Consider the following 22,511-nt stretch of genomic DNA (forward strand, 5'->3'; position numbering starts at 1 on the left):
GACAGGGATGTGAGCGGCGGTGTGCTGCGCCTGCACCGGCTTGAACAGGAAGAACAAGAATGGTTTCGCGTGTGATACCGGTCGACCCGTTTGACCTGGTGATTTTTGGCGGCACTGGCGATCTTGCGCAGCGCAAGATCCTGCCGGCCTTGTTCCGCCGTCATTGCGCTGGCCAGCTGACTGGGGCTGAGCGGATTATCGGGGCTGCGCGCTCTGGGTTGTCCAGTGCTGAATACCGCACAATCGTGGCCGAAGCGGTGCGGGCGCACGCGGGCCCCAAGGCCTGCGGCGGCGGTGCATTGGAGGCGTTTCTGGAGCGGATCAGCTATGTTGCGCTTGACGCTTTGGGAGAGGCGGGCTGGCAGGAGTTGAGCCGCCAGTTGCGGCCGGACGATGAGGCGCCGGTCCGCATGTTCTATTTCTCGGTAGGGCCAGGCCTGTTCGGCCCGCTGGCAGAGCGGCTGCACGTCCATGGGCTGGCCAATGCAGATACGCGGATTGTTGTGGAAAAACCGTTCGGCCGGGACCTGGCCTCTGCGCAGGAGCTGAACCGGACGCTGGCCAGCCATTTCGATGAAAGCCAGATTTACCGGATCGACCATTACCTGGGCAAGGAAACCGTGCAGAACCTGATGGCGGTCCGGTTCGGCAACATGCTGTTTGAACCGTTGTGGAACAGCCAGTATGTCGATCACATTCAGATCACCGTGGCCGAGACCGTAGGTGTCGAGGGGCGCGAGGAATATTATGAACGCGCAGGCGCAATGCGCGACATGATGCAGAACCATCTGATGCAGCTCTTGTGCCTGATCGCGATGGAGCCGCCGGCCAAATTCGACCCGGACGCGGTGCGTGATGAAAAGCTTAAAGTGATCCGCGCACTGGACCCGGTTGAGCCGCATCACATCGTGCGCGGCCAGTATCAGGCGCGCCTGGATCCGTCAGACCCGCATCCTTCGTACCGAGGGCTGGTCAGCAATCCGCGCAGCAGCACCGAAAGCTATGTTGCCTTGAAGGCGCATATCAGCAACTGGCGGTGGGCGGGCACGCCGTTCTACTTGCGCACCGGCAAGCGGCTGGTGAACCGGTCTTCGGTTATCAATGTGATGTTCAAGGACGCGCCGCATTCGATCTTCGGGGCCGAGGCCGGGCGCCATGCAAACCATCTGAAGATCCGCCTGCAACCCAACGAAGGCATCACGCTGAGCGTGACAATCAAGGAACCGGGGCAGGGCGGAATGCGGCTGATCGACGTGCCGCTGGACATGAGCTTTGCCGAGGCGCTGGGACCTGAGGGCGGCGATCCGCCGGATGCCTATGAACGGCTGATCATGGATGTTGTGCGCGGCAACCAGACGTTGTTTATGAGAGGCGACGAGGTTGAGGCGGCCTGGGCCTGGACGGATCCGCTGATTGCGGGCTGGAAGTCCCGGGGCGATGTGCCTAAACCTTATGAAAGCGGCAGCACCGGACCCGGCGATGCCGATTTGCTGATGCGCCGCGACGGGCGTGAATGGAGAGGGATAAACCCATGAAATTCAACGAATACCCTGATCAGGACATGCTGGCGATCGAAGTCGCCAATGAAATTGCAGGCGATCTGAAAACCCATCTTCTCACACATGATGCGGCTTCTTTTGCAGTGGCGGGCGGAACCACGCCGGGGATGATCTTTGACGACCTGTGCGCTGCCGACATTGAGTGGGACAGGGTGCAGATTATGGCCACGGATGAACGCTGGGTGCCCGCAGACAGCGCGCGCTCCAATGCAGCAATGATCCGCGCACGGTTGCTGCAGAACCGGGCAGCGGCGGCGCAATTGCTGCCGTTTCATGTGCCGGAGCGGCAGCCAGAAGAGGTGCTGGCGGAACTGGAAAGCCAGGTTGTGCCGCAATTGCCGCTGTCCGTCCTGCTTTTGGGAATGGGCGAGGACATGCACACAGCCTCGCTGTTTCCTGGCGCTGAAGGGATCGAGGATGCACTGGCAGCGGATGCGCCTGCGCTTATTGTCATGCGGCCTGACAGTCAGCCCGAAGCGCGTATCAGCCTGACAGCACGGGTGCTGGATGCCGCCATAGCCAAACATTTGGTGATTTTCGGGGACGCCAAGCGCCGGGCGCTTGAACAGGCGCTGGCATTGCCGCCGGAAACCGCGCCAATCCAAGCGGTAATGTCCGAGGTATCCGTGCATTGGGCGCCTTGAATTCAGGAAAGATTGATATGTTCAAGGATTTGAAGTCGCTGCGTTCCCAGGAATGCGGTGAGAGTATTTCCGGGTTGTTTGAAAAAGATCCGAACCGCGCTGATATGTTCAGCGTGCGGTTTGAAGCGCTTTTGTTCGACTACTCCAAGACGCAGATCACCGTCGAAGTGCGCGCGGCGCTGACGGCATTGTGCAACCAGCAGAATGTAGCCGGGCGGCGTGATGCCATGTTTGAAGGCCGAGAGATCAATGAAACCGAGCAGCGCGCGGTGCTGCATACAGCGCTGCGGGATCCCGACGGTCCTGAACTGATCGTCGAGGGGGAGGATATCCGTGCTCCTCTGCGCGCGACGCTCGGGCGGATGGAGCGTTTGGCGCGGCGTGTGCGCTCGGGCAAACTGGCAGGCCCCGGCGGCCCCTTTACCGATGTGGTGAACATTGGCATCGGCGGGTCTGACTTGGGGCCGGTGATGGCGGCGCTGGCGCTGGCACCGTATCACGACGGGCCGCGGTGCCATTTTGTGTCCAACGTCGACGGCGCTCACATTCACGACATCCTGCAACGGATTGATCCGAAAACAACTTTGGTGATTGTTGCCTCCAAAACTTTCACCACAGTCGAAACCATGACCAACGCCGCGACCGCGCGGCGATGGATCGAGGCCGGCGGCGGTGAACCTGCGCGCCAATTCCTGGCGCTGTCGACTTCCGAAGAGGAAACCGCCGCCTTCGGCATCCCGCGGGAGCATGTGTTCGGGTTTGAGGATTGGGTCGGCGGGCGTTATTCGGTGTGGGGCCCGATCGGGCTGAGCCTGATGCTGGCGGTCGGCCCGGACCGCTTCCGTGAATTCCTGGCTGGCGGCAAGGCGATGGACGACCATTTCCGCACGGCCCCCTGGGAACAGAACATGCCGGTGATGCTGGCTTTGACCGGCATTTGGCACAATCAGGTCTGCGGCCATCCGACCCGCGCGGTGCTGCCGTACGACCAGCGGCTGCGGCGCCTGCCGGCCTATCTGCAGCAGCTGGAGATGGAATCAAACGGCAAGTCTGTTGCGATGGATGGCGCGCCTTTGCCGTATCCCTCAGGGCCTGTCGTATGGGGCGAGCCGGGCACCAACGGGCAGCATGCTTTTTATCAGCTGCTGCATCAGGGCACGTCGGTCGTGCCTGCAGAATTCCTGGTTGCAGCCAAGGGGCATGAACCGGAGCTGGAGCCGCATCACCGGTTGCTGGTGGTCAACTGCCTGGCCCAGTCCGAGGCTCTGATGCGCGGACGCAGCCTGGAGGAAGCCAGCGCGCTGATGCGGGATGCTGGGTATGAAGGCGCCGAGCTGGAACGTCAGGCGCGCCACCGGGTTTTTCCGGGCAACCGGCCTTCAACCACGCTGATCTACCCGCAGCTGACACCTTATGTGCTGGGCCAGATCATCGCGCTTTATGAACACCGGGTGTTTGCCGAAGGCGTGATCCTTGGCATCAATTCCTTTGACCAATGGGGCGTGGAACTGGGCAAGGAACTGGCAGATTCCCTGATGCCGCTGCTGGCGGGTGAGAAAGATGATGCGGGCAAGGACGGGTCCACCCGTGCCTTGCTGGACTTCGTGCGTAATTCCAAGGCCTGAGACAGGCATTAGTGCAGGCGGGGCAGGTCAAGCCCCGCCGCCAATTCAGGGCAGTGTCACGCTGCTGGTGATGGTATTGACGAATTTCCCGGTTTCCGGGTCTGTCATTGACGAGAAGCCGCCGCCGCCCTCGGCATCCGACCAGTGTCCAGTGCCGCCAGTCAGTTTCCAGCTGCCGGTCAGGGCGCCGGACGGATCCATTGCTTCAGCAGTCCAATGCAGCACAACCTTGTCACCGGTACTGCTGGTAAAGGCGCATATGCCGCCGCCGTCAACGCTGCCGGACGCAATCTCAACCGCGCCGAAACACGGCCCTGACGCACCGTTCATCGGGTGCGCGGCATCTGCCATTTCCATGTTGTCATAGGAACTGCTGATTTGCATCACCATGTGCCCGTCGGCAATTTCAGTTACAGAGCTGGTCGAGATACCCGTTCCAGTGCCTGCCTGGTCCCAGGTCGTGCCGGCAATTCCGCCTCCCGCGCTGAAGGCGCAAAACAGTGCCATAAACAAACAATGACGTTTCATACTGGTTCCCTCTCAAAACAATCCGCCTGCATTGCACAGACGGACCGCGTCAGGTTAGCACAGTTTTGCAGAACCACGCGCTGGCAGGTGGCAATGGGGCCGCACTCAGAATATCAGATCCCGCGCGCCGAATACGTCCAGGCCATCAAAATCTATTCGCATCTCAGCAGCCGGGTCACCGTCCAGATTGATTTCCAAAAGCGACCGGGCGGTATCGAACCTGACCTCGCCAGCGCCTGAGAATTCCGCATCCCGGCCAATCCACATCAGGTCCTGAACACCGGGTGCATCGCGGTCGCCGTCGATTTCGCTGAGATCGGCCTTATCGCCCTGCTTGCGATTGAAATCGGTGACCGTGTCGCGTTTGTTTGGCCTCGTACCGGAATCTCCGCTGTAAAAGACAAAGACATCCGCTCCCTTGCCGCCTTCCAGCCAGTCAGCGCCGCCGGGGCCATGAATTCCCTCCGGTCTGCCAGTGCCGTAGATGCCGTCCTTTCTGCCGGTGCCCCTGATGTCATCGTCAAGGATCCGGGCATTGGCGGCGGTGATGCCGCTGGTCACGTTCAATCCAGCTGGAAAGCTGCCTTGTTTCAGCACCAGCAAGAAGGCTTCGGTCCCTTCAGCCCGGTAATCAGGCAGCAGCCCCGCATTCACAGCGGCCTTGGTCTGACTGGGTGCAAAGGTTAACGCCCCTTTGGTTTCCACGTGATCTTGCCCGGCTTTGGCCTTGTTGTCCTTGGTGGTATAGCGGATTTTGTCAGTGCTACTGAAAGGGTCGGACAGGATCACTTCAAAGGCTGCAAACCGGCCGTCTTGAAAGGGCTCCTTAGTTTGGGTCGCCGTTACCTGAATGAAGCGGTCGAGATTGACGCCATCGTCACCCAGGATAACGGCGTCCGCGCGCAGCACCTTGGCGTTGCCGGTGAAAATGCCGCCGCTGGGATCAAACAGTTCGATGCCGAAACTTTCATCGGTCTCGGAAATGCGGTCAGCCTTACCCAGACCTCAACCGTTTTGGACGTCTCGCAAGGCGCAAAAGCCAAGGTGCCATTGAAGCCCGGATAATCAATAGACTCGTCAGCAGCGCCCGCCATTGACCTGCAGTTCACCTCGACCGCATCTTCGGCGGGCTGCGACAGCATCAGCGTGAAAACAACTGTGCTGCCAAACCCCGAACCGGTGCTTTCCACTGCATTGACTGAGGTCAGCGAAAAAGCCGGTAAACCGCTGCTGCCGTCGTTGTCCAGGATCGTGGCTGTACCCGAAAGCCCCGATGCAGTCCTCGCCTGCGATCGCATTGCCGTTCTTGGTCCGGTAATCCAGCGTGAGGCTGCTGGCGGCAGGTTCGGACGGGCGGATGGTGAAACACGCTTTCCGGGTGCCGCCATTTCCCTCCACCACAACCGGTGAGGAAACAAAGACCGCCCGGTCCAGACCCGCGCCAACATCGTCCAGCGCAAAGTCGCTTTGCCGCAGCACGGCTGACCGACCCGTAAAGGATGCGCCGGCCGGTTTGAAAATGCGGCCCGCCAAGCTGATTAAACATTCACTCGTTACCTGCGGGCCGCTGCCCCTGTTGGTTAAGGGACCATTTAAGGGTAGGGCGAGGCGTTCGTCTTTTACGGGGAATTTTCGTATGCGAAGGTCAAGACCGGCGGGGCGCTCGTTGCAAACCTATGATTTGCCTGCCCTTGGGGGGCTGACGCATGCAGCTTATAACCGGACTGCACGCAGCCGCTTCTGGTGGAATGCTGGAAATCCTGTGTTTCTGGATGGGCGCAAGGGGCGGCGCCTCAGTGCAGTAGACAAATACTTTGGGATTACTTCCGGGTCTCACGCTCCAGAAGCTGCCTTTGTGGCCCCGATTTTGCCTTTTAATGCAGTATCGTCAATCGGAACTGCAGGGGCAGCTTCCACTATCACATTGAAAGCAAGGAAAAAGTGTTGGGAGATTTGGAGCGGGTAGCGGGAATCGAACCCGCGCCTTAAGCTTGGGAAGCTCGCATGATACCATTTCACCATACCCGCTCGTTGAGCAAAGGATTATGCCGCGACGCCAGTGAGGTCAAGGGCATCGCAGCGTATTTTCATGCGGAAAGGTCAGCCGCGGCGGCGGCGGCGGCGGCCTCCGCCAGCGCCTTCGCTGTCTCCGCCGCCGGTGTTGAAGTTCACTTGCGGCAGGGTCACCACGGTGCCAAGGATCGGGAACGGTTCAGCTGAGTTCGGAATGGCTGATGCGTTCACGAAATGCTCCTGGAAGCGCGGCTCCACGGCGGTTTCGATCTTCTCGATGTTGCGGACGGTTTCCTCGATCTCGTTGCGTGCTTCGGTGTTCAACAGCGCAATGCGGGCCCCGGTGCCTGCGGCGTTGCCAGCCGAGGTTACCTTGTCCAGCACACAGTCGGGGATCATGCCCAGCACCATCGCGTGCTTGGCCGAAATATGCGCGCCGAATGCACCGGCCAGAACCACCCGGTCCACCGTTTCAACGCCGAATTTGTCCATCAGCAGGCGCGCACCGGAATAAAGCGCCGCCTTGGCCATCTGGATCGCGCGGATATCCGGGTTGGTGACGGTAATGGTCGGACCGCCGTCGGCAGAGCCGTCCCACAGCATATAAGCGTTGGTGCGCCCGTCCTGGATGCAGCGGGCCGTGCCGGCCTGTTCTGCCGAGCCAATCAGGCCGGAGGCGTCCAGCACCCCGGCCAGGCGCATCTCGGCTATCGCCTCGATTATGCCGGAGCCGCAGATGCCGGTGATGCCGGTGGTGGCAATGGCTTCGCCAAAACCGTCCTCATCCGACCAGATTTCCGAGCCGATCACCCGGAAGCGGGGTTCCTTGGTCTCAGGGTTGATCTCGACGCGTTCGATGGCGCCGGGGGCAGCGCGCTGACCGCTGGAGATCTGTGCGCCCTCGAACGCGGGGCCGGTGGGGGAGGAACAGGCCAGCACCTTCTCCTTGTTGCCCAGCAGGATCTCGGCGTTGGTGCCGACATCGACGACCAGCACCAGATCTTCAGACTTATCAGGTGCTTCGGACAGTGCCACCGCGGCAGCGTCAGCGCCGACGTGGCCGGCGATGCAGGGCAGCAGATAGACGCGGGCGGCGGGGTGGATGTTCAGATCCAATTCCACTGCGCGCAGCGCCAAGGAATTGGAGGTTGCAAGCGCAAACGGGGCCTGGCCCAGCTCGAACGGGTCGATGCCAAGGAACAGATGGTGCATTACCGGGTTGCAGACAAAGACCGCATCCACGATCAGCGCCTTGTCAATCTCCGCCTCAGCCGCGATTTGGGTGAACAGCGCGTTCATGCCCTCACGCACCGCGCGGGTCATTTCCTGATCGCCGCCCTTGTTCATCATCGAATAGGACACCCGGCTCATCAGGTCTTCGCCAAAGCGGATCTGCGGGTTCATGATACCGGAGGAGGCGACGACCTCGCCGGTTTTCAGGTCGCACAGATGCGCGGCAATGGTGGTAGAGCCGAGATCAACCGCGAGGCCGTACACAGTGCCTTCGTAGAAGCCTGGCCAGATATGCATGATCTTGGGCGGGTGGCTTGCGTCGCCCAGATGCACGGCCACGGTCACCTTCCAGCCGCCCTTGCGCAGGGCAGGCTGCAGCGCATGCAGGATATGCAGATCGGTTTTGACGCCCTTCAGCTGCCACTGGGCCTCCAGCGCCTCGATCAGCCGTTCCATGTCACCGGTCGGTTTATGCATGTCGGGCTCTTCGACCTCGACATAGAACAGGCGGGTGGAAGGGTTCATGGTGATGTCGCGGGCCTCGGCGCGCTTGCGCACCACCTGGCGGTGGACCTGGCTTTCCGGCGGCACGTCGATCACGATATCGCCCTGCACGGTGGCCTGGCAGCCCAAACGGCGGCCGTCGATCAGGCCGCGCTTGTCCTTATAGCGCTGTTCAACCTTGTTCCATTCGCTCAGCGCGCCTTCTTCGGCGGTCACGCCATGTTTGGAAAACTCACCATAGGACGGGGTGATCTGGCATTTCGAACAGATCCCGCGGCCGCCGCAGACCGAGTCGAGGTCGACCCCAAGCTGCCGCGCGGCGGTAAGGATCGGCGTGCCCGCGGGGAAACGCCCGCGCTTGCCGGATGGGGTAAACACAACGAGGGGTTCGTCAGTCATGCCTGTAGCCTTCTCATTCCGCAATTTAGGCGGAGCATATGGGCTTTTGCGGCAGGCGAAAGGCAATGGGCGGCATTTTCCCGTCTGCTGGCGCCATTTTTCCATATTTGGTGACTTTGGGATGCGGTTTTTATCAGGCCGGCTGTCAGGGGGCGGCTTGTGCCTCAACCTCTTTCAGCCACGCCAGAATCTCTGCCCGGTTGCCATCCAGCTGCGGAGCAGGGGCGCGGGTTGCCGGATCTGCCAGACCGCTCATTTTTATCGGATTGCCAGCCGACAATTTTGCGGATTGGCCGTTTTTCCCCAGAACTTCGACAACCATATTACGGGCCAGGATCTGCGGGTCCTTCATGACCTGATCCACCGTCTGGATCGGCCCTGTCGGAATGCCCGCCCCGGTCAGAACCCCGATCCAGTGGTCTTTGCTGTTCCCTAAGGTTATCGCTTCGATCAAGCGTTTCAGAAGGCGTGCATTTTCGCAGCGCGCCGGGTTGGTGGCAAAACGCGGGTCTTCGGCAAGCGGCAAATCCAGCGCGTCACAGAGCCGGGCAAACAGCGCGTCATTGCCGGCAGCAATCACAAACAGCCCGTCTGACGCGTGGAACGTCTCAAACGGGGTGATTGACGGATGCCGGGCGCCGGAGGGCTGCGGGGCTTGTCCGGTGACCGATGTGATAGCGATAGCGTGCTCCAGCAGCGCCAGCTGACTGTCCAGCATGGCGACGTCGATGAACCGGCCCTGACCGGTTTTCTGCACGTCCAGAAGGGCTGCCAGGACGCCGTGGCCCAGAAACATGCCGGCAACGATATCGCCGATCGAGGCACCGACGCGCACCGGGTCGCGGTCCTTTTCGCCGGTGATCGACATCACTCCGCCGCGGGCCTGGACCACCATGTCATAGGCCGGCCTCAAAGCATCGGGGCCAGAGTGGCCAAAGCCCGACACGGCACCATAGATCAGCCGCGGGTATCTGGCGTGCAGATCTTCCCAGCCATAGCCCAGCCGCTGCATCACGCCGGGGCGGTAGTTCTCCAGCAGCACGTCGGCCTGCGCCAGCAGCCGCTCAAAAACCGCGCGGTCCTCGGGCGCCTTCAGGTCCAGTGCAATGCTTTTCTTGCCGTGGTTGATGGTGGCGAAATAAGCGCTTTCTCCCTCCTTGAACGGCGGGAAGGTGCGGGTGTCGTCGCCTGTTCCGGGGCGTTCCACCTTGATGATTTCAGCGCCAAGATCCGACAGGATCATTGAACAGTAAGGACCGGCCAGAACATGGGTGAGGTCCAGCACGGTGACGTTTTCCAATGGGGCGGGCATGGCAATATCCTGCATCATCCTTGCAGGTTTTCTGATACGCCAAGCAGGCCTGCGCGCATTGACCCAGATCAGAGCCGCCCGAAAGAGATTGCTGCACTGCAGGAATTCTTGCCTGCTGCCTCTTTCCCCCCGGTGGGTTCTGTGCCATAGGGTCACCGCCAAACGGGGTTATGCATGAGGATGACCAATGCAGATTCGTGAGGCTCTCACCTTTGATGATGTTCTACTGGTGCCAGGCGCGTCGAGCGTACTGCCCAATACCGCTGATACGCGCACCCGGGTGACGCAGTCGGTATCGCTGAACATCCCGCTTTTAAGCTCGGCCATGGACACAGTGACCGAGTCCCGCATGGCGATTGCCATGGCCCAGGCCGGCGGTATGGGGGTGATCCACAAGAACCTGAACGTGGAAGAGCAGGCCCGCGAAGTGCGCCGGGTCAAACGCTTTATCTCGGGGATCGTCTATAACCCCATTACGCTGACCGCAGACCAGACCCTGGCCGATGCCAAGGCGCTGCAGGAACGCTACCGGGTGACTGGATTCCCGGTGGTGGATGGCGCGGGCCGCGTGGTTGGTATCGTTACCAACCGCGACATGCGCTTTGCCTCGGATGACAGCACACCGGTGTCGGTGATGATGACCTCTGACAATCTGGCGATGCTGCAGGAGCCGGCCGATCTGGAAGAAGCCAAATCGCTGATGAAGGCGCGCCGGATCGAAAAACTGCTGGTCTCCGACAAAGATGGCCGGCTGACGGGGCTGCTGACCCTCAAAGACACCGAACAGGCTGTGCTGCACCCGACCGCTTGCATGGATGAGCTGGGCCGCCTGCGGGTTGCCGCCGCCAGCTCGGTCGGCGACAGCGGCTTTGCCCGCTCCGAGGCGCTGATCGACGCAGGTGTTGATATCGTCGTTGTGGATACGGCGCATGGCCATTCGGCGGGCGTGATCGACGCGGTAAAGCGGATTAAGGCACAGTATGGCGCGGTGCAGGTGATTGCCGGCAACGTTGCCACGGCTGAAGCCACCCGTGCGCTGATTGATGCGGGCGCTGATGCGGTCAAGGTCGGCATCGGCCCGGGTTCGATCTGCACCACCCGCATGGTGGCCGGTGTCGGCGTGCCGCAGCTGACCGCGATCATGGATTGCGCAAATGCGGCCGGTGATATCCCGGTGATCGCTGACGGCGGCATCAAATTCTCGGGTGATTTTGCCAAGGCGATTGCGGCGGGTGCCTCCTGCGCCATGGTTGGATCGATGATCGCGGGCACGGATGAATCCCCGGGCGAGGTGATCCTGTATCAGGGCCGCTCGTTCAAATCTTACCGCGGCATGGGCTCGATGGGGGCTATGGCGCGCGGCTCGGCGGACCGGTATTTCCAGAAAGACGCCGCCAGCGACAAGCTGGTGCCGGAAGGCATCGAAGGCCAGGTCCCCTACAAAGGCGGCGCCGGGCCGGTGGTTCACCAATTGGTCGGCGGTTTGCGTGCAGCAATGGGCTATACCGGTTGTGCGACCGTGGATGAGATGCGCAAGAACTGCAATTTTGTCCGCATTACCGGCGCCGGGTTGAAGGAAAGCCATGTGCATGACGTGCAGATCACCCGCGAAGCACCGAACTACCGGGCAGGATAAGCTGATGATGGCTGCGTGCAATCAAAAGGCAGGGGCATGACCCCCGCCGCCCGCCTGCAGGCGGCCATTGAGGTTCTTGACCGGATTCTGGAGGGCGAGCCTGCGGAAAAGGCGCTGACCTCCTGGGGACGCCGGAGCCGGTTTGCCGGATCTAAAGACCGCGCCGCGGTGCGTGACCATGTGTTTACAGCGGTGCGGTGCCAGCGGTCGCACGCAGTCCTTGGCGGCGCGCACAGCGGCCGGGGGCTGGTTTTGGGCGCCTTGCGGGAAGCGGGGCAGGACCCGGACGAATTCTTTAGCGGACAGGGGTATGGGCCTGCACCTTTGACCGAGGCGGAACGTCAGCTGCCTTCTCCGCCGGAAGCGGCAGAGGCGCTGGATATTCCCGATTGGCTGTGGCCTGAGTTCAGCAGCAGTCTTGGGGACCAGGCTGAGGCCGCAGCGCTGGCTCTGCGCAGCCGTGCGCCGGTGCATTTGCGGGTGAACATTGCCCGCGCCACGCTTGTGCAAGCGCAAGAGGCGCTGAGCGCCGACGGCATCGCCACCCGGCCGCATCCAGCCGCCGCCACAGCGCTGGAAGTGACCGAAGGCGCCCGCAAGCTGCGCAACACCAAAGTGTACCAGGACGGTCTTGTTGAATTGCAGGACGCAGCAAGCCAGGCTGTAACAGCGCTGTTGCCATTGCAAGACGGCATGAAAGTGCTGGATTACTGCGCCGGCGGCGGCGGCAAGGCATTGGCCATGGCCGCGCAGGCGGACCTCCGGCTGTTTGTCCATGATGCCGATCCCAAGCGCATGAAGGACCTGCCCGAACGCGCGGCCCGGGCGGGTGTGCAGGTGCAGCAGCTGTTGACTGCGGACCTTGACAGCAGCGGGCCGTTTGACCTGGTGCTGTGCGATGCCCCCTGTTCCGGTTCCGGGTCCTGGCGGCGGGCACCCGAAGGCAAATGGCGGCTGACGCCTGAAAACCTGCAGGACCTGCATCAGATCCAAGCAGATATTTTGCGCACAGCGGCAAGCCTGACGGCGCCTGGCGGGACCCTGGCCTATGCCACCTGCTCGGTGCTGAATGGCGAAAACTCTGAGCAAGTTCAAAGGTTTTTGCAAGAGAACGAGGGCTGGTCGCTGGCGGCGCAGCAAAGCTGGCACGTGCAAAACGGCACCGATGGTTTCTTTGTTGCTGTGTTGACGCGCGCAAAGGGCGGTTGTTAGGGTCGCCGCCGGGAAACCTTTGTGTTTCTTAACGTGGTTTTAACCAAAACCGCCGCGTTATGGCGTCACTTTGCATTGTCCATGGAGCCGTAATGTCCGGTCGCCAAGAAACTTCCGTTCCGGAACTGCGGGTTTATGCCCCCGAGCACGTCCGGCTGGCCGCGACACTGCTGCTGGCCCTGCTGCTGCTGTCAGGCCCCTGGCTGATGCCGCTGCCCGATTGGATGGGCCGCGGTTTTGTCATGGTGGGGCTGACACTTGCGGCTGTGGCGGTGCTGATGGTTATTCAAACCCGGATGCGTCTGAATGCGCGGTCGATGGCGGCGGAGCTGCTGACCGGCTTTATCGAAAAAGATGCCACGCCAAGTTTTGTCACGGACGGCGATGGAGTGATCCATGCCTGCAACGGGGCCGCTGTAAAACGGTTCCAGGACGGCAGCCGCGACACGTTGGCAGGAACTTTGCGGTCGATCCTGGCCAACCCGTCGGCGGTCTTGTACCGGCTGCAAAGCCGCGCCCGCGTTGATGGTGCCGCCCGCGAGGATATCGTGACCCGGCGCGGCCATGTGCGGCTGGCGGTTCACCAGATGAACGGCGGCAGCTTTCTGTGGCGGGTGGAAGATATCCTTGACCGCGGCGGCAACGGGCGCGGTGCGGAAACGATGCCGGTTCCGATGATCACGGTTGGCCGCACTGGCGCTGTTTTGTTCATGAATGAGGCGGCCCGCAGCCTGATCGGCGAGCGTGTGAAATCCACCGACCGTTTGTTCCCTGCGCTGCCGGTCATGCCCGGGCAGATCAATACTCTCAGCACCAAGTCCGGCCCGGTTCAGGTGCTGGTCAGCGAGAAAAACCGCACCCAGGGCCGCAGCGAATTGTTTCTCATGGAAGTGGATGAAGGCAGTTTCGACTCTGCCCAAGCCGGGTTGGAAGCGCTGCCTGTGCCGTTCCTTAAGGTTGCTCCTACAGGTGAAATTCTGACCAGCAACCGCATGGCCCTGCGTCTTTTGGGGATTGAAAGCTGTGCCAATCTGAAACTTGGCCAGCTGATGGAAGGGCTAGGCCGCCCGATGTCAGACTGGCTGCGCGATACCGCCGACGGGCTGGCGCCGAACAAGTCTGAATTCCTGCGCCTGTCGCGTGCTGACAAGGAAGTCTTTGTTCAGGTGACTCTCACCCGGGTGGTGGAAGAGGGCACTCCGATGCTGATCGCAGTGCTGAATGACGCGACCGAGTTGAAGACGCTGGAAGCGCAATTTGTGCAAAGCCAGAAGATGCAGGCAATCGGGCAGCTGGCGGGCGGTGTTGCGCATGACTTTAACAACCTGCTGACCGCGATTTCCGGCCACTGCGATTTGCTGTTGCTGCGCCACGATCAGGGCGACCAGGACTATGGCGATTTGATCCAGATCCACGAGAACGCCAACCGGGCGGCCTCGCTTGTCAGCCAGCTGCTGGCGTTTTCGCGCAAACAGACCCTGCAGCCGGAAACCCTGGATGTGCGGGACACGCTGTCGGACCTGACCCATCTGCTGAACCGGCTGGTGGGTGAAAAGGTCACCCTGACCCTCAGCCACGATCCGGTGATGAAGTCGATCCGGGCTGATAAGCGGCAGCTGGAACAGGTGCTGATGAACCTGGTGGTGAACGCGCGTGATGCGATGCCGCAGGGCGGTGAGATCCGGGTCGAGACGGAAGTGATCGCGCTGGATAAGCCGCTGGAGCGGAACCGCGCCACAGTTCCGGCCGGCGATTGGGTCACCGTGAAAGTGTCCGATGAAGGTGTAGGGATTGCTCCGGACAAGCTGCAAAAGGTGTTTGAACCCTTCTACACCACCAAACGCACGGGCGAGGGAACCGGTTTGGGCCTGTCCACGGCCTATGGCATTATTAAGCAGACCGGCGGCTACATCTTCGTCGACTCGGTCAAGGGGCACGGCACCCAGTTCACCCTGTTCTTTCCGGTCAACAAACAGCAGGCCGACCAGCTTGCCGCTGAAAAACCGGCCGAGATCACGGAGAAGGCTGTTGCCGCCCAGCACGGCGAGGGCGTGGTGCTGCTGGTCGAAGATGAGGCTCCGGTGCGGGCCTTTGCGTCCCGGGCTCTCAGGATGCGGGGCTATACGGTGCTGGAAGCCGAATCCGCCGAGGACGCATTGCGCACGCTGGAAGATCCCGGCCTGACGGTGGATGTGTTTGTCACCGATGTGGTGATGCCGGGCATGGATGGGCCCAGCTGGGTGCGCCAGGCGCTGAAAGAGCGCCCTGATACCCGGGTGGTGTTTGTCTCAGGTTATGCCGAAGGGGCCTTTGGCGAGGCTGACCCGGATGTTCCGAATTCGGTTTTCCTGCCCAAGCCGTTTTCGCTCAACCAGTTGACCGAAACGGTTCATGCGCAACTGCATTAAGGTTGAGGAATCCAGATCTGTAAAAGCCGCCGCTTCCGGCGGCTTTTTATGGTCAACGGGCTGGAATAGAATCGTACAGTTCAAATTCCGCAGCACGCTTTCGCCGGACATGGTTCTGGGCTTCCGGGCTTAGTGTCAGACTTGCCTGTGGGCTGACATTTTTGCGCTCCAGCCGGATTTCCACGTCCAGGCGAAACTCCAGGAACTGCTTCAACGCGTTCTGATCCTCATAGCGGAACAGATGGCTGACCTTGCAGCCATTTGGCTGTGGCTCCAGGAATTTCGCTTGACTGCCGACATTGGCAAAAGCGGGCGGTTTGCCTTTGCAATAGGCGTGCAGAAAGTCGTCAAAGCTGACATCCTTGGTCGAATTCGGGTTGCCATCCAGCGCCGGCCGCTGCCGGTACCTGTACCAGCTGCCCAACCAGCTGACCGGCTCCCGCATCACTGCGGCGACCTCCAGTTCGGCACCGCAGACCTTCTCAAACATCGGCCGGATCCAGCGGTTGTAGCGGTACAGCGGCGCGTGTTTCAGCTCCGGCGGGTCGGAGATCACCAGATCCGCCCGGTTGCGCAACGCCGCCTGAAAGGCGGTGGTGCCGGTTTTGGGAACGGAGAGGAGCGCCAGCCGTTCTTTGAAAAATATCATCATTCCGTTAACTGCCCGGTAAAATTTCTTGCTGCGGATTAACCATCAATCTTTCTTTAACACCCAGAGTTTGATGTGGGTACACAGAGTTTTCTGTTGCAATGTTCTCTTTTTGATCTCATAAGGAACAAGAGGTGAACAAAGCAGTGATTGCCGCACGCCCCGGTGTGTGACACATAGAAAGGGACAAGGGACTATGGCGGATCTTTTGACCATGAAAAATAAAGTAAGCGGTGACAAGCAAAAGGCGCTCGACAGCGCGCTTGCCCAGATTGAGCGGCAGTTCGGCAAGGGCTCCATCATGAAGCTTGGCGATGGCACGGCCTTGCAGGAGATCGAGGCCAGCTCGACCGGATCGCTGGGCCTGGACATCGCGCTGGGGATCGGCGGCCTGCCGATGGGGCGGATCATCGAAATCTACGGTCCGGAAAGCTCGGGCAAGACAACGCTGACGCTGCATTGCATTGCAGAACAGCAGAAAAAGGGCGGTGTCTGCGCCTTTGTCGACGCGGAACACGCGCTGGATCCGCAATATGCGGCCAAGCTGGGCGTCGACCTGGACGAGCTGCTGATTTCGCAGCCCGATACCGGCGAACAGGCGCTGGAAATCACCGATACGCTGGTGCGCTCCGGTGCGGTGAACATGGTCGTCGTCGACTCGGTGGCGGCGCTGACCCCCAAATCCGAGCTTGAGGGCGACATGGGCGACAGCAGCGTCGGCGTGCAGGCCCGGCTGATGAGCCAGGCCATGCGCAAACTGACCGGTTCGATCAGCCGGTCCAAATGCATGGTGATCTTCATCAACCAGATCCGCATGAAGATCGGCGTGATGTTCGGCTCGCCGGAGACCACCACCGGCGGCAACGCGTTGAAATTCTACTCCTCCGTCCGCCTGGACATCCGCCGCATCGGTGCGATCAAGGACCGGGACGAGGTGGTCGGCAATTCGACCCGCGTCAAAGTGGTAAAGAACAAGGTGGCGCCGCCGTTCAAGCAGGTGGAATTCGACATCATGTATGGCGAAGGCATCTCGAAGATGGGGGAATTGCTGGACCTTGGTGTGGCGGCGGGTGTTGTCAACAAATCCGGCGCCTGGTTCTCCTACGGGGATGAGCGGATCGGGCAGGGGCGTGAAAACGCCAAAACCTTCCTGCGGGACAATGCGGCGATTGCCATTGATATCGAAGACAAGATCCGCGCCTCGCACGGACTGGAGTTCGACCGTCCGGATTTGAGCGGCACAGACGATATCCTTGAGGCCTAAGCGCCGGGTAATCTGATCAAATATTTGAAATGCGAGGGCGTGGCGCAAGCTGCGCCCTTTTTCATGGGAGACGCCGCTTCGCGCTGTAGACAGTGCGCCGGCTGGGGGGTAAACCTGCCCGGACCGCTTATTTAAGCCCGCAAGAGATCCTGCATATGCCGACGCTCAACGATATCCGCTCAACCTTTCTGAATTACTTTGCCAAACAGGGGCACGAAGTGGTGGATTCCAGCCCGCTGGTGCCGCGCAACGACCCGACCCTGATGTTCACCAACTCAGGCATGGTGCAGTTCAAGAACTGTTTTACCGGGGTTGAGACCCGCGACTACAAACGCGCAACCTCCTCGCAGAAATGCGTGCGCGCCGGCGGCAAGCACAATGACCTCGACAATGTGGGTTACACCGCGCGCCACCACACGTTTTTCGAGATGCTCGGCAATTTCTCCTTTGGCGACTATTTCAAGCATGAGGCGATCCCCTTTGCCTGGGAGCTGATCACCAAGGAACTCGACGTTCCCAAAGACCGGCTTTACACCACCGTCTATCACACCGACGATGAAGCCTTTGAAATCTGGAAGAAAATCGGAGTGCCCGAGGACCGGATCATCCGGATCGCAACCTCGGACAACTTTTGGCAGATGGGCGATACCGGCCCTTGCGGTCCTTGCACCGAAATCTTTTATGACCACGGCGATCATATCTGGGGCGGCCCTCCGGGTTCGCCTGAGGAAGACGGCGACCGGTTCATTGAGATCTGGAACCTCGTTTTCATGCAGAACGAGAAATTCGCAGACGGCTCGATGGTCGATCTGGAGATGCAGTCGATCGACACCGGCATGGGGCTGGAGCGGATTGCGGCGCTGCTGCAGGGCACCCATGACAACTATGAAACTGATCTGTTCAAATCGCTGATTGAAGCTTCGGCAAATGTTACGAATTCCGATCCGTTCGGCGATCAGAACGTGCACCACCGGGTGATCGCGGACCACCTGCGCTCGTGTTCTTTCCTGATCGCTGAGGGCGTGCTGCCCTCGAACGAGGGTCGCGGCTATGTGCTGCGCCGCATCATGCGCCGCGCGATGCGCCATGCGTCGCTGCTGGGTGCAACCGATCCGGTGATGCACAAACTGGTGCCGGCACTCGTGCAGAAGATGGGCGCGGCCTATCCGGAACTTGGCCAGGGCCAGGCGCTGATCGAAGAGACCTTTGAACAGGAAGAAACCCGGTTCCTCAGGACGCTGGACCGAGGCTTGAAGCTGCTGGATGAGGCCTCGGGCGATTTGGGCAAGGGCGATGTCCTGCCCGGTGAAACTGCGTTCAAACTGTACGACACATTCGGTTTCCCGCTTGACCTGACGCAGGACGCGCTGCGCGCCAAGGAGATCGAGGTCGATACCGACGGATTTGATGCGGCGATGCAGGCGCAAAAGGAGAAATCCCGCGCTGGCGGCATTGGTCTGGGCGAAGCGGCGGATGTGAAGGTTTACTTCGATATTCTTGACGCAAATGGGCCGACCGAATTCCTGGGCTACGAGACAGAAAAGGCTGAAGGCCAGGTTGCCGCTATCGTCAAGGACGGTGCGCAGGTTCAATCGGCGGGCAAGGGGGAAACGGTTCAGATCATCCTGAACCAGACGCCGTTCTACGGTGAAAGCGGCGGCCAGGTTGGCGACAGCGGCGTTCTGACCGTCGAAGGCGGTGCGGCCCGTATCACCGACACCAAAAAGGTGGAAGGGCTGTTCCTGCACATTGCCGAAGTGATCGAAGGTGAAGTTTCTGTCGGCCTGGGTGCCGCTATGGAGGTTGATCACGCGCGCCGCAGCCGGATCCGGGCCAATCACTCGGCCACACATCTGCTGCATGAGGCGCTGCGCAACGCACTGGGGGAGCATGTGGCCCAGAAAGGTTCGCTGAATGCTGCGGACCGTCTGCGGTTTGATTTCAGCCACAACAAGGCGATGAGCGCAGCTGAGCTGACGAAGGTCGGCACAGAAGTAAATGATTTCATTCGCCAAAACACCCCTGTTTCGACCCGGATCATGACCCCGGATGATGCGCGGGACTTGGGCGCGCAGGCGCTGTTTGGCGAGAAATACGGCGATGAAGTCCGTGTGGTATCCATGGGCCGGGCCGAAACCGGCAAGGGCCATGATGGCGACACCTATTCCATCGAATTGTGCGGCGGCACCCATGTGAAGCAGACCGGCGACATTGGCACCTTTGTGATCCTTGGCGACAGCGCATCCTCGGCTGGCGTGCGCCGGATCGAGGCGCTGACGGGTGCCGCGGCGTTTGAGCATCTGGAGCGTGAAGCGGGCCGGATGGCCGAGATTGCAACTGCGCTGAAGGCGCAGCCTGCGGATGTTATCGACCGCCTGAAAGCGATGATGGACGAACGTAAAGTGCTGCAGAACGAGATTTCGAATCTCAAGCAGCAGGTTGCGATGGGTGGCGGTTCCGGGAACGGCGCCGATGCCAAGAACGTCAACGGCAAGAAGTTCCTCGCCCAGGCCCTGAAAGGGGTGTCTGGCAAGGATCTCCGCGGCCTGATTGATGCGCATAAGCAGAACATCGGCTCTGGTGTGATCCTGCTGATCGCCGAGGAAGATGGCAAGGTTGCTGTGGCCGCTGGTGTGACCGACGATCTGACTGGCGAAATCTCAGCTGTGGACGTGCTGAAGGCGGCCGTTCCGGCCGTGGGCGGCAAAGGCGGCGGCGGCCGTCCGGATATGGCCCAGGGCGGCGGCAAGGATTTCTCCGGCGCCGACGAGGCGATCAAGGCAGCCGAGGCTGTGCTGGCTGGCTGACCAATTGGTCAAAAAATTCTTGGTCTTTCCGGCAAATTGCCTAATCTGCCGGAAAGATCATAACTTGGGAGGCTCTGATGCCCGCACTTTGGATTGCACATGTGACCGTCACCGACGCTGATGCCTATGGCAAATATGCCGAATTGGCGGGGCCTGCCATCGCCAAGCACGGCGGCACGTTTGTCGCCCGCGGCGGGCGTTTCGTGCAGCTGGAGGGCAAGGAGCGCCCGCGCAATGTGGTGGCCAAATTCCCAAGTGTCGATGCCGCAGTCGATTGCTATCACAGCCCGGAATACCAGGAAGCGCTGAGCCATGCGCGCGGCGCGTCCGAGCGCGAACTGATGGTGGTGGAAACCTCCGAATAATGATCACCGCTTTTGCGGAGATGCTGAAACGCCACGCCGGCCAGGGCCGGGTGGCGTGGATCGGCCTGCGCCCTGCGCGGCGGGAAGAAATTCTGACAGTGGAAACTGCGGATGTAACTGCAGCGGGTCTTTGCGGCGATCACGCCAAAGAGGGCAAACGCGCCGTTACATTAATCCAGGCCGAGCATCTGCCGGTGATTGCGGCCCTTGCCGGGCTGGATAGGTTACAGCCGGAAGTGCTGCGCCGGAACTTTGTCATTTCCGGGATCAATCTGGCGGCTTTACGCAAAGCCAAACTGCAAATCGGCAGCGCTGTTTTGCAGGTTACAGGCCCCTGTCCGCCCTGTTCGCGGATGGAAGAGGTGCTGGGCCATGGCGGTTACAACGCAATGCGCGGACATGGCGGCTGGTATGCCGAAGTGGTGGAGCCGGGCAGGGTGGCTTTGGGCGCCAGCGTCACGGCGATGACTTCGGCAGAATAGAAAACGGCGGCAGAGATTTCTGCCGCCGTTTCTTGTTTATCAGGCGTTGGCCTTGGCCATCCGCTTACGCTCATGCGGGTCCAGGTAGCGCTTGCGCAGGCGCACCGAATTCGGCGTCACCTCGACCAGCTCGTCGTCGTTGATATAGGCAATCGACTCTTCCAGCGATAGTGTCACCGGGGTGGTCAAACGCACTGCGTCATCGGTGCCCGATGCACGCACGTTGGTCAGTTTCTTACCCTTCAGCGGGTTCACTTCGAGGTCGTTCTCGCGGGAATGCTCGCCGATGATCATGCCGGTGTAGACGTCGGCCTGAGCGCCGATCATCATTTTACCGCGGTCTTCCAGGTTCCACAGGGCAAACGCAACAGACGTTCCGTTTTCCATCGAGATCAGAACACCGGCGCGGCGGCCAGGGATCGCGCCCTTGTGCGCGGTCCAGCCGTGGAACACGCGGTTCAGAACGCCGGTGCCGCGGGTATCGGTGAGGAATTCGCCGTGATAGCCGATCAGCCCGCGCGAGGGCACATGCGCAATAATGCGGGTCTTGCCTGCGCCTGCAGGTTTCATCTCGACCAGCTCGCCTTTGCGGGTGCCGGTCAGCTTTTCAATCACCGCGCCGGAGTATTCGTCATCTACGTCGATGGTGGCTTCTTCGACCGGCTCCATGCGGACGCCGTCGACGTCCTTCATGATCACCTGCGGGCGGGAAATCGACAGCTCGAACCCTTCGCGGCGCATGTTTTCGATCAGGACGCCCATCTGCAGTTCGCCGCGGCCCGAAACCTCAAACGCCTCGCCGCCGGGAGTGTCGGCGATTTTGATCGCAACGTTGGACTCGGCCTCTTTCATCAGGCGGTCGCGGATGACGCGCGACTGGACTTTCTTGCCGTCACGGCCGGCCAGCGGGCTGTCGTTGATGCCAAAGGTCACGGTGATGGTGGGCGGGTCAATCGGCTGAGCATCCAGCGGGTCATCCACGGCGAGGGCGCAGATGGTGTCGGCCACGGTCGCCTTGGCCATGCCTGCGATGGAGACGATGTCGCCAGCCTGTGCTTCCTCAATGTCCTGCTGGGCCAGACCGCGGAACGCCTGGATACGGGTCACGCGGAACTGCTCGATCTTTTGGCCGATGCGGGTAAGGGCCTGCACGGTGGCGCCGACCTTCAGTTTGCCGGATTCGACGCGGCCGGTCAGCAGGCGGCCGACAAAGGGGTCGCTGCCCAGGGTAGTGGCCAGCATCCGGAAATCTTCGTCCTGACGTTTGATCTGTTTCGGCTCGGGCACGTGGTTCACGATCAGGTTGAACAGCGCATGCAGATCCTTCCGCGGGCCGTCCAGCTCTGCATCGGCCCAGCCGGAACGGCCGGAAGCATACATATGCGGGAAGTCCAGCTGGTCTTCGGTGGCTTCGAGCGAAGCAAAAAGGTCAAAGCATTCGTCAAGCGCACGGTCGGGTTCGGCGTCCGGCTTGTCGACCTTGTTCAGCACCACGATCGGACGCAGGCCCAGGGCCAGGGCCTTGGAGGTCACGAATTTGGTCTGCGGCATCGGGCCTTCGGCGGCGTCCACCAGCAGCACCACACCGTCGACCATCGACAGGATCCGCTCAACCTCGCCGCCGAAATCGGCGTGGCCGGGGGTGTCGACGATGTTGATACGGGTGCCGTTCCACTCGACCGAGGTGGGCTTGGCAAAAATGGTAATGCCGCGCTCGCGCTCCAGATCGTTGCTGTCCATGGCGCGTTCCGCCACAGCCTGATTTTCGCGGAAGGCGCCGGATTGTTTCAGCAGCTCGTCGACCAGGGTGGTTTTGCCGTGGTCAACGTGAGCAATGATCGCAATGTTGCGCAAGTCCATGACGTTCGCCT

The 22,511-nt window shown here is 60.9% G+C and carries 18 protein-coding genes and 1 tRNA gene; 11 read left to right on the forward strand and 8 right to left on the reverse strand.

The genetic code is table 11. The features are described 5' to 3' along the window. The first annotated feature begins 59 nt into the window (after window positions 1-59). The 3 genes from zwf to pgi are packed head-to-tail and all read left to right on the forward strand — an operon-like array spanning window position 60 to window position 3,828. A complete protein-coding gene (gene zwf / locus L1069_RS00565) occupies window positions 60-1,535 on the forward strand; it encodes a glucose-6-phosphate dehydrogenase (protein ID WP_134829825.1) in 1,476 nt (491 codons plus the stop codon). After that, the gene (gene pgl / locus L1069_RS00570) at window positions 1,532-2,203 is read left to right on the forward strand and encodes a 6-phosphogluconolactonase (RefSeq protein ID WP_237454452.1); all 672 of its coding nucleotides are present in this window, start codon (window positions 1,532-1,534) and stop codon (window positions 2,201-2,203) included. The genes zwf and pgl overlap by 4 nt, the downstream gene beginning before the upstream one ends. A 17-nt stretch (window positions 2,204-2,220) precedes the next feature. Beyond that, window positions 2,221-3,828: a glucose-6-phosphate isomerase gene (pgi, locus tag L1069_RS00575; protein ID WP_237454453.1), complete on the forward strand. Its 1,608-nt coding sequence runs from the start codon at window positions 2,221-2,223 to the stop codon at window positions 3,826-3,828. A gap of 45 nt (window positions 3,829-3,873) precedes the next feature. Here pgi and L1069_RS00580 read toward each other — a convergent pair whose 3' ends face one another. Together L1069_RS00580 and L1069_RS00585 are read right to left on the reverse strand one after the other, a co-directional pair. Continuing rightward, on the reverse strand, window positions 3,874-4,356 hold the full coding sequence (locus tag L1069_RS00580) for a hypothetical protein (protein WP_237454454.1): 483 nt from the start codon (window positions 4,354-4,356) through the stop codon (window positions 3,874-3,876). Window positions 4,357-4,461: 105 nt separating this feature from the next. Then, entirely contained in the window at window positions 4,462-5,265 is an 804-nt protein-coding gene (locus tag L1069_RS00585) for a Calx-beta domain-containing protein (RefSeq protein WP_343328034.1), read from the reverse strand. Here L1069_RS00585 and L1069_RS00590 point away from each other — a divergent pair. Beyond that, window positions 5,188-5,421 carry a hypothetical protein gene (locus L1069_RS00590; protein ID WP_237454456.1) on the forward strand — a complete coding sequence of 78 codons (234 nt, stop codon included), beginning with the start codon at window positions 5,188-5,190 and terminating at the stop codon, window positions 5,419-5,421. The two genes, L1069_RS00585 and L1069_RS00590, sit on opposite strands and share 78 nt — an antisense overlap. A gap of 12 nt (window positions 5,422-5,433) precedes the next feature. Here L1069_RS00590 and L1069_RS00595 read toward each other — a convergent pair whose 3' ends face one another. From L1069_RS00595 to L1069_RS00610, 4 genes are all read right to left on the reverse strand, one after another. After that, complete coding sequence (locus L1069_RS00595; RefSeq protein ID WP_237454457.1) at window positions 5,434-5,835, reverse strand: hypothetical protein; 402 nt, start codon at window positions 5,833-5,835, stop codon at window positions 5,434-5,436. A gap of 475 nt (window positions 5,836-6,310) precedes the next feature. Continuing rightward, window positions 6,311-6,384 (reverse strand) — tRNA-Gly (locus L1069_RS00600). A gap of 72 nt (window positions 6,385-6,456) precedes the next feature. Next, window positions 6,457-8,505, reverse strand: coding sequence for an ASKHA domain-containing protein (locus L1069_RS00605; RefSeq protein ID WP_129370820.1), 2,049 nt, complete (start codon window positions 8,503-8,505; stop codon window positions 6,457-6,459). 145 nt (window positions 8,506-8,650) lie between these two features. Beyond that, entirely contained in the window at window positions 8,651-9,817 is a 1,167-nt protein-coding gene (locus L1069_RS00610) for a CoA transferase (RefSeq protein WP_129370821.1), read from the reverse strand. A gap of 187 nt (window positions 9,818-10,004) precedes the next feature. Between L1069_RS00610 and guaB the strand changes: the two genes are divergently transcribed. The 3 genes from guaB (at window position 10,005) to L1069_RS00625 (ending at window position 15,073) form a co-directional block, all read left to right on the forward strand. Next, on the forward strand, window positions 10,005-11,453 hold the full coding sequence (guaB, locus tag L1069_RS00615) for an IMP dehydrogenase (RefSeq protein WP_129370822.1): 1,449 nt from the start codon (window positions 10,005-10,007) through the stop codon (window positions 11,451-11,453). 36 nt (window positions 11,454-11,489) lie between these two features. After that, window positions 11,490-12,665, forward strand: coding sequence for an RsmB/NOP family class I SAM-dependent RNA methyltransferase (locus L1069_RS00620; protein ID WP_237454458.1), 1,176 nt, complete (start codon window positions 11,490-11,492; stop codon window positions 12,663-12,665). 92 nt (window positions 12,666-12,757) lie between these two features. After that, the gene (locus tag L1069_RS00625; protein WP_129370824.1) at window positions 12,758-15,073 is read left to right on the forward strand and encodes an ATP-binding protein; all 2,316 of its coding nucleotides are present in this window, start codon (window positions 12,758-12,760) and stop codon (window positions 15,071-15,073) included. A gap of 52 nt (window positions 15,074-15,125) precedes the next feature. Here L1069_RS00625 and L1069_RS00630 read toward each other — a convergent pair whose 3' ends face one another. Then, window positions 15,126-15,725 carry a gamma-glutamyl kinase gene (locus L1069_RS00630; protein WP_237454459.1) on the reverse strand — a complete coding sequence of 200 codons (600 nt, stop codon included), beginning with the start codon at window positions 15,723-15,725 and terminating at the stop codon, window positions 15,126-15,128. Window positions 15,726-15,918: 193 nt separating this feature from the next. Here L1069_RS00630 and recA point away from each other — a divergent pair, with 193 nt between their 5' ends. The 4 genes from recA to L1069_RS00650 all read left to right on the forward strand — a co-directional run bounded on the left by recA (window position 15,919) and on the right by L1069_RS00650 (window position 20,640). Beyond that, window positions 15,919-16,986 (forward strand): recombinase RecA, encoded by a 1,068-nt coding sequence (gene recA / locus L1069_RS00635; protein WP_237454460.1) that lies wholly within the window; start codon window positions 15,919-15,921, stop codon window positions 16,984-16,986. A 155-nt stretch (window positions 16,987-17,141) separates the two neighbouring features. Next, complete coding sequence (gene alaS / locus L1069_RS00640; RefSeq protein WP_237454461.1) at window positions 17,142-19,793, forward strand: alanine--tRNA ligase; 2,652 nt, start codon at window positions 17,142-17,144, stop codon at window positions 19,791-19,793. Window positions 19,794-19,870: 77 nt separating this feature from the next. Next, window positions 19,871-20,158: a DUF1330 domain-containing protein gene (locus L1069_RS00645; protein ID WP_027258893.1), complete on the forward strand. Its 288-nt coding sequence runs from the start codon at window positions 19,871-19,873 to the stop codon at window positions 20,156-20,158. After that, window positions 20,158-20,640, forward strand: a complete 483-nt coding sequence (locus L1069_RS00650) for an MOSC domain-containing protein (RefSeq protein WP_237454462.1) — start codon at window positions 20,158-20,160, stop codon at window positions 20,638-20,640. The genes L1069_RS00645 and L1069_RS00650 overlap by 1 nt, the downstream gene beginning before the upstream one ends. Window positions 20,641-20,679: 39 nt before the next feature. Here the strand turns inward: L1069_RS00650 and typA are convergent, their stop codons facing one another. Then, on the reverse strand, window positions 20,680-22,500 hold the full coding sequence (typA, locus tag L1069_RS00655) for a translational GTPase TypA (protein ID WP_129370829.1): 1,821 nt from the start codon (window positions 22,498-22,500) through the stop codon (window positions 20,680-20,682). Window positions 22,501-22,511 lie beyond the last annotated feature (11 nt).

Origin of the sequence: Leisingera sp. MMG026 (genome assembly GCF_021654205.1) — a bacterium.
GTDB lineage: Bacteria > Pseudomonadota > Alphaproteobacteria > Rhodobacterales > Rhodobacteraceae > Leisingera.

Bases quoted from the DNA above. Each gene is read 5' to 3' on its own strand.
- zwf (WP_134829825.1), top strand. From the start codon at position 60: ATGGTTTCGCGTGTGATACCGGTCGACCCGTTTGACCTGGTGATTTTT.
- pgl (WP_237454452.1), top strand. From the start codon at position 1,532: ATGAAATTCAACGAATACCCTGATCAGGACATGCTGGCGATCGAAGTC.
- pgi (WP_237454453.1), top strand. From the start codon at position 2,221: ATGTTCAAGGATTTGAAGTCGCTGCGTTCCCAGGAATGCGGTGAGAGT.
- L1069_RS00580 (WP_237454454.1), bottom strand. From the start codon at position 4,356: ATGAAACGTCATTGTTTGTTTATGGCACTGTTTTGCGCCTTCAGCGCG.
- L1069_RS00605 (WP_129370820.1), bottom strand. From the start codon at position 8,505: ATGACTGACGAACCCCTCGTTGTGTTTACCCCATCCGGCAAGCGCGGG.
- L1069_RS00610 (WP_129370821.1), bottom strand. From the start codon at position 9,817: ATGCCCGCCCCATTGGAAAACGTCACCGTGCTGGACCTCACCCATGTT.
- guaB (WP_129370822.1), top strand. From the start codon at position 10,005: ATGCAGATTCGTGAGGCTCTCACCTTTGATGATGTTCTACTGGTGCCA.
- L1069_RS00620 (WP_237454458.1), top strand. From the start codon at position 11,490: ATGACCCCCGCCGCCCGCCTGCAGGCGGCCATTGAGGTTCTTGACCGG.
- L1069_RS00625 (WP_129370824.1), top strand. From the start codon at position 12,758: ATGTCCGGTCGCCAAGAAACTTCCGTTCCGGAACTGCGGGTTTATGCC.
- L1069_RS00630 (WP_237454459.1), bottom strand. From the start codon at position 15,725: ATGATGATATTTTTCAAAGAACGGCTGGCGCTCCTCTCCGTTCCCAAA.
- recA (WP_237454460.1), top strand. From the start codon at position 15,919: ATGGCGGATCTTTTGACCATGAAAAATAAAGTAAGCGGTGACAAGCAA.
- alaS (WP_237454461.1), top strand. From the start codon at position 17,142: ATGCCGACGCTCAACGATATCCGCTCAACCTTTCTGAATTACTTTGCC.
- L1069_RS00645 (WP_027258893.1), top strand. From the start codon at position 19,871: ATGCCCGCACTTTGGATTGCACATGTGACCGTCACCGACGCTGATGCC.
- L1069_RS00650 (WP_237454462.1), top strand. From the start codon at position 20,158: ATGATCACCGCTTTTGCGGAGATGCTGAAACGCCACGCCGGCCAGGGC.
- typA (WP_129370829.1), bottom strand. From the start codon at position 22,500: ATGGACTTGCGCAACATTGCGATCATTGCTCACGTTGACCACGGCAAA.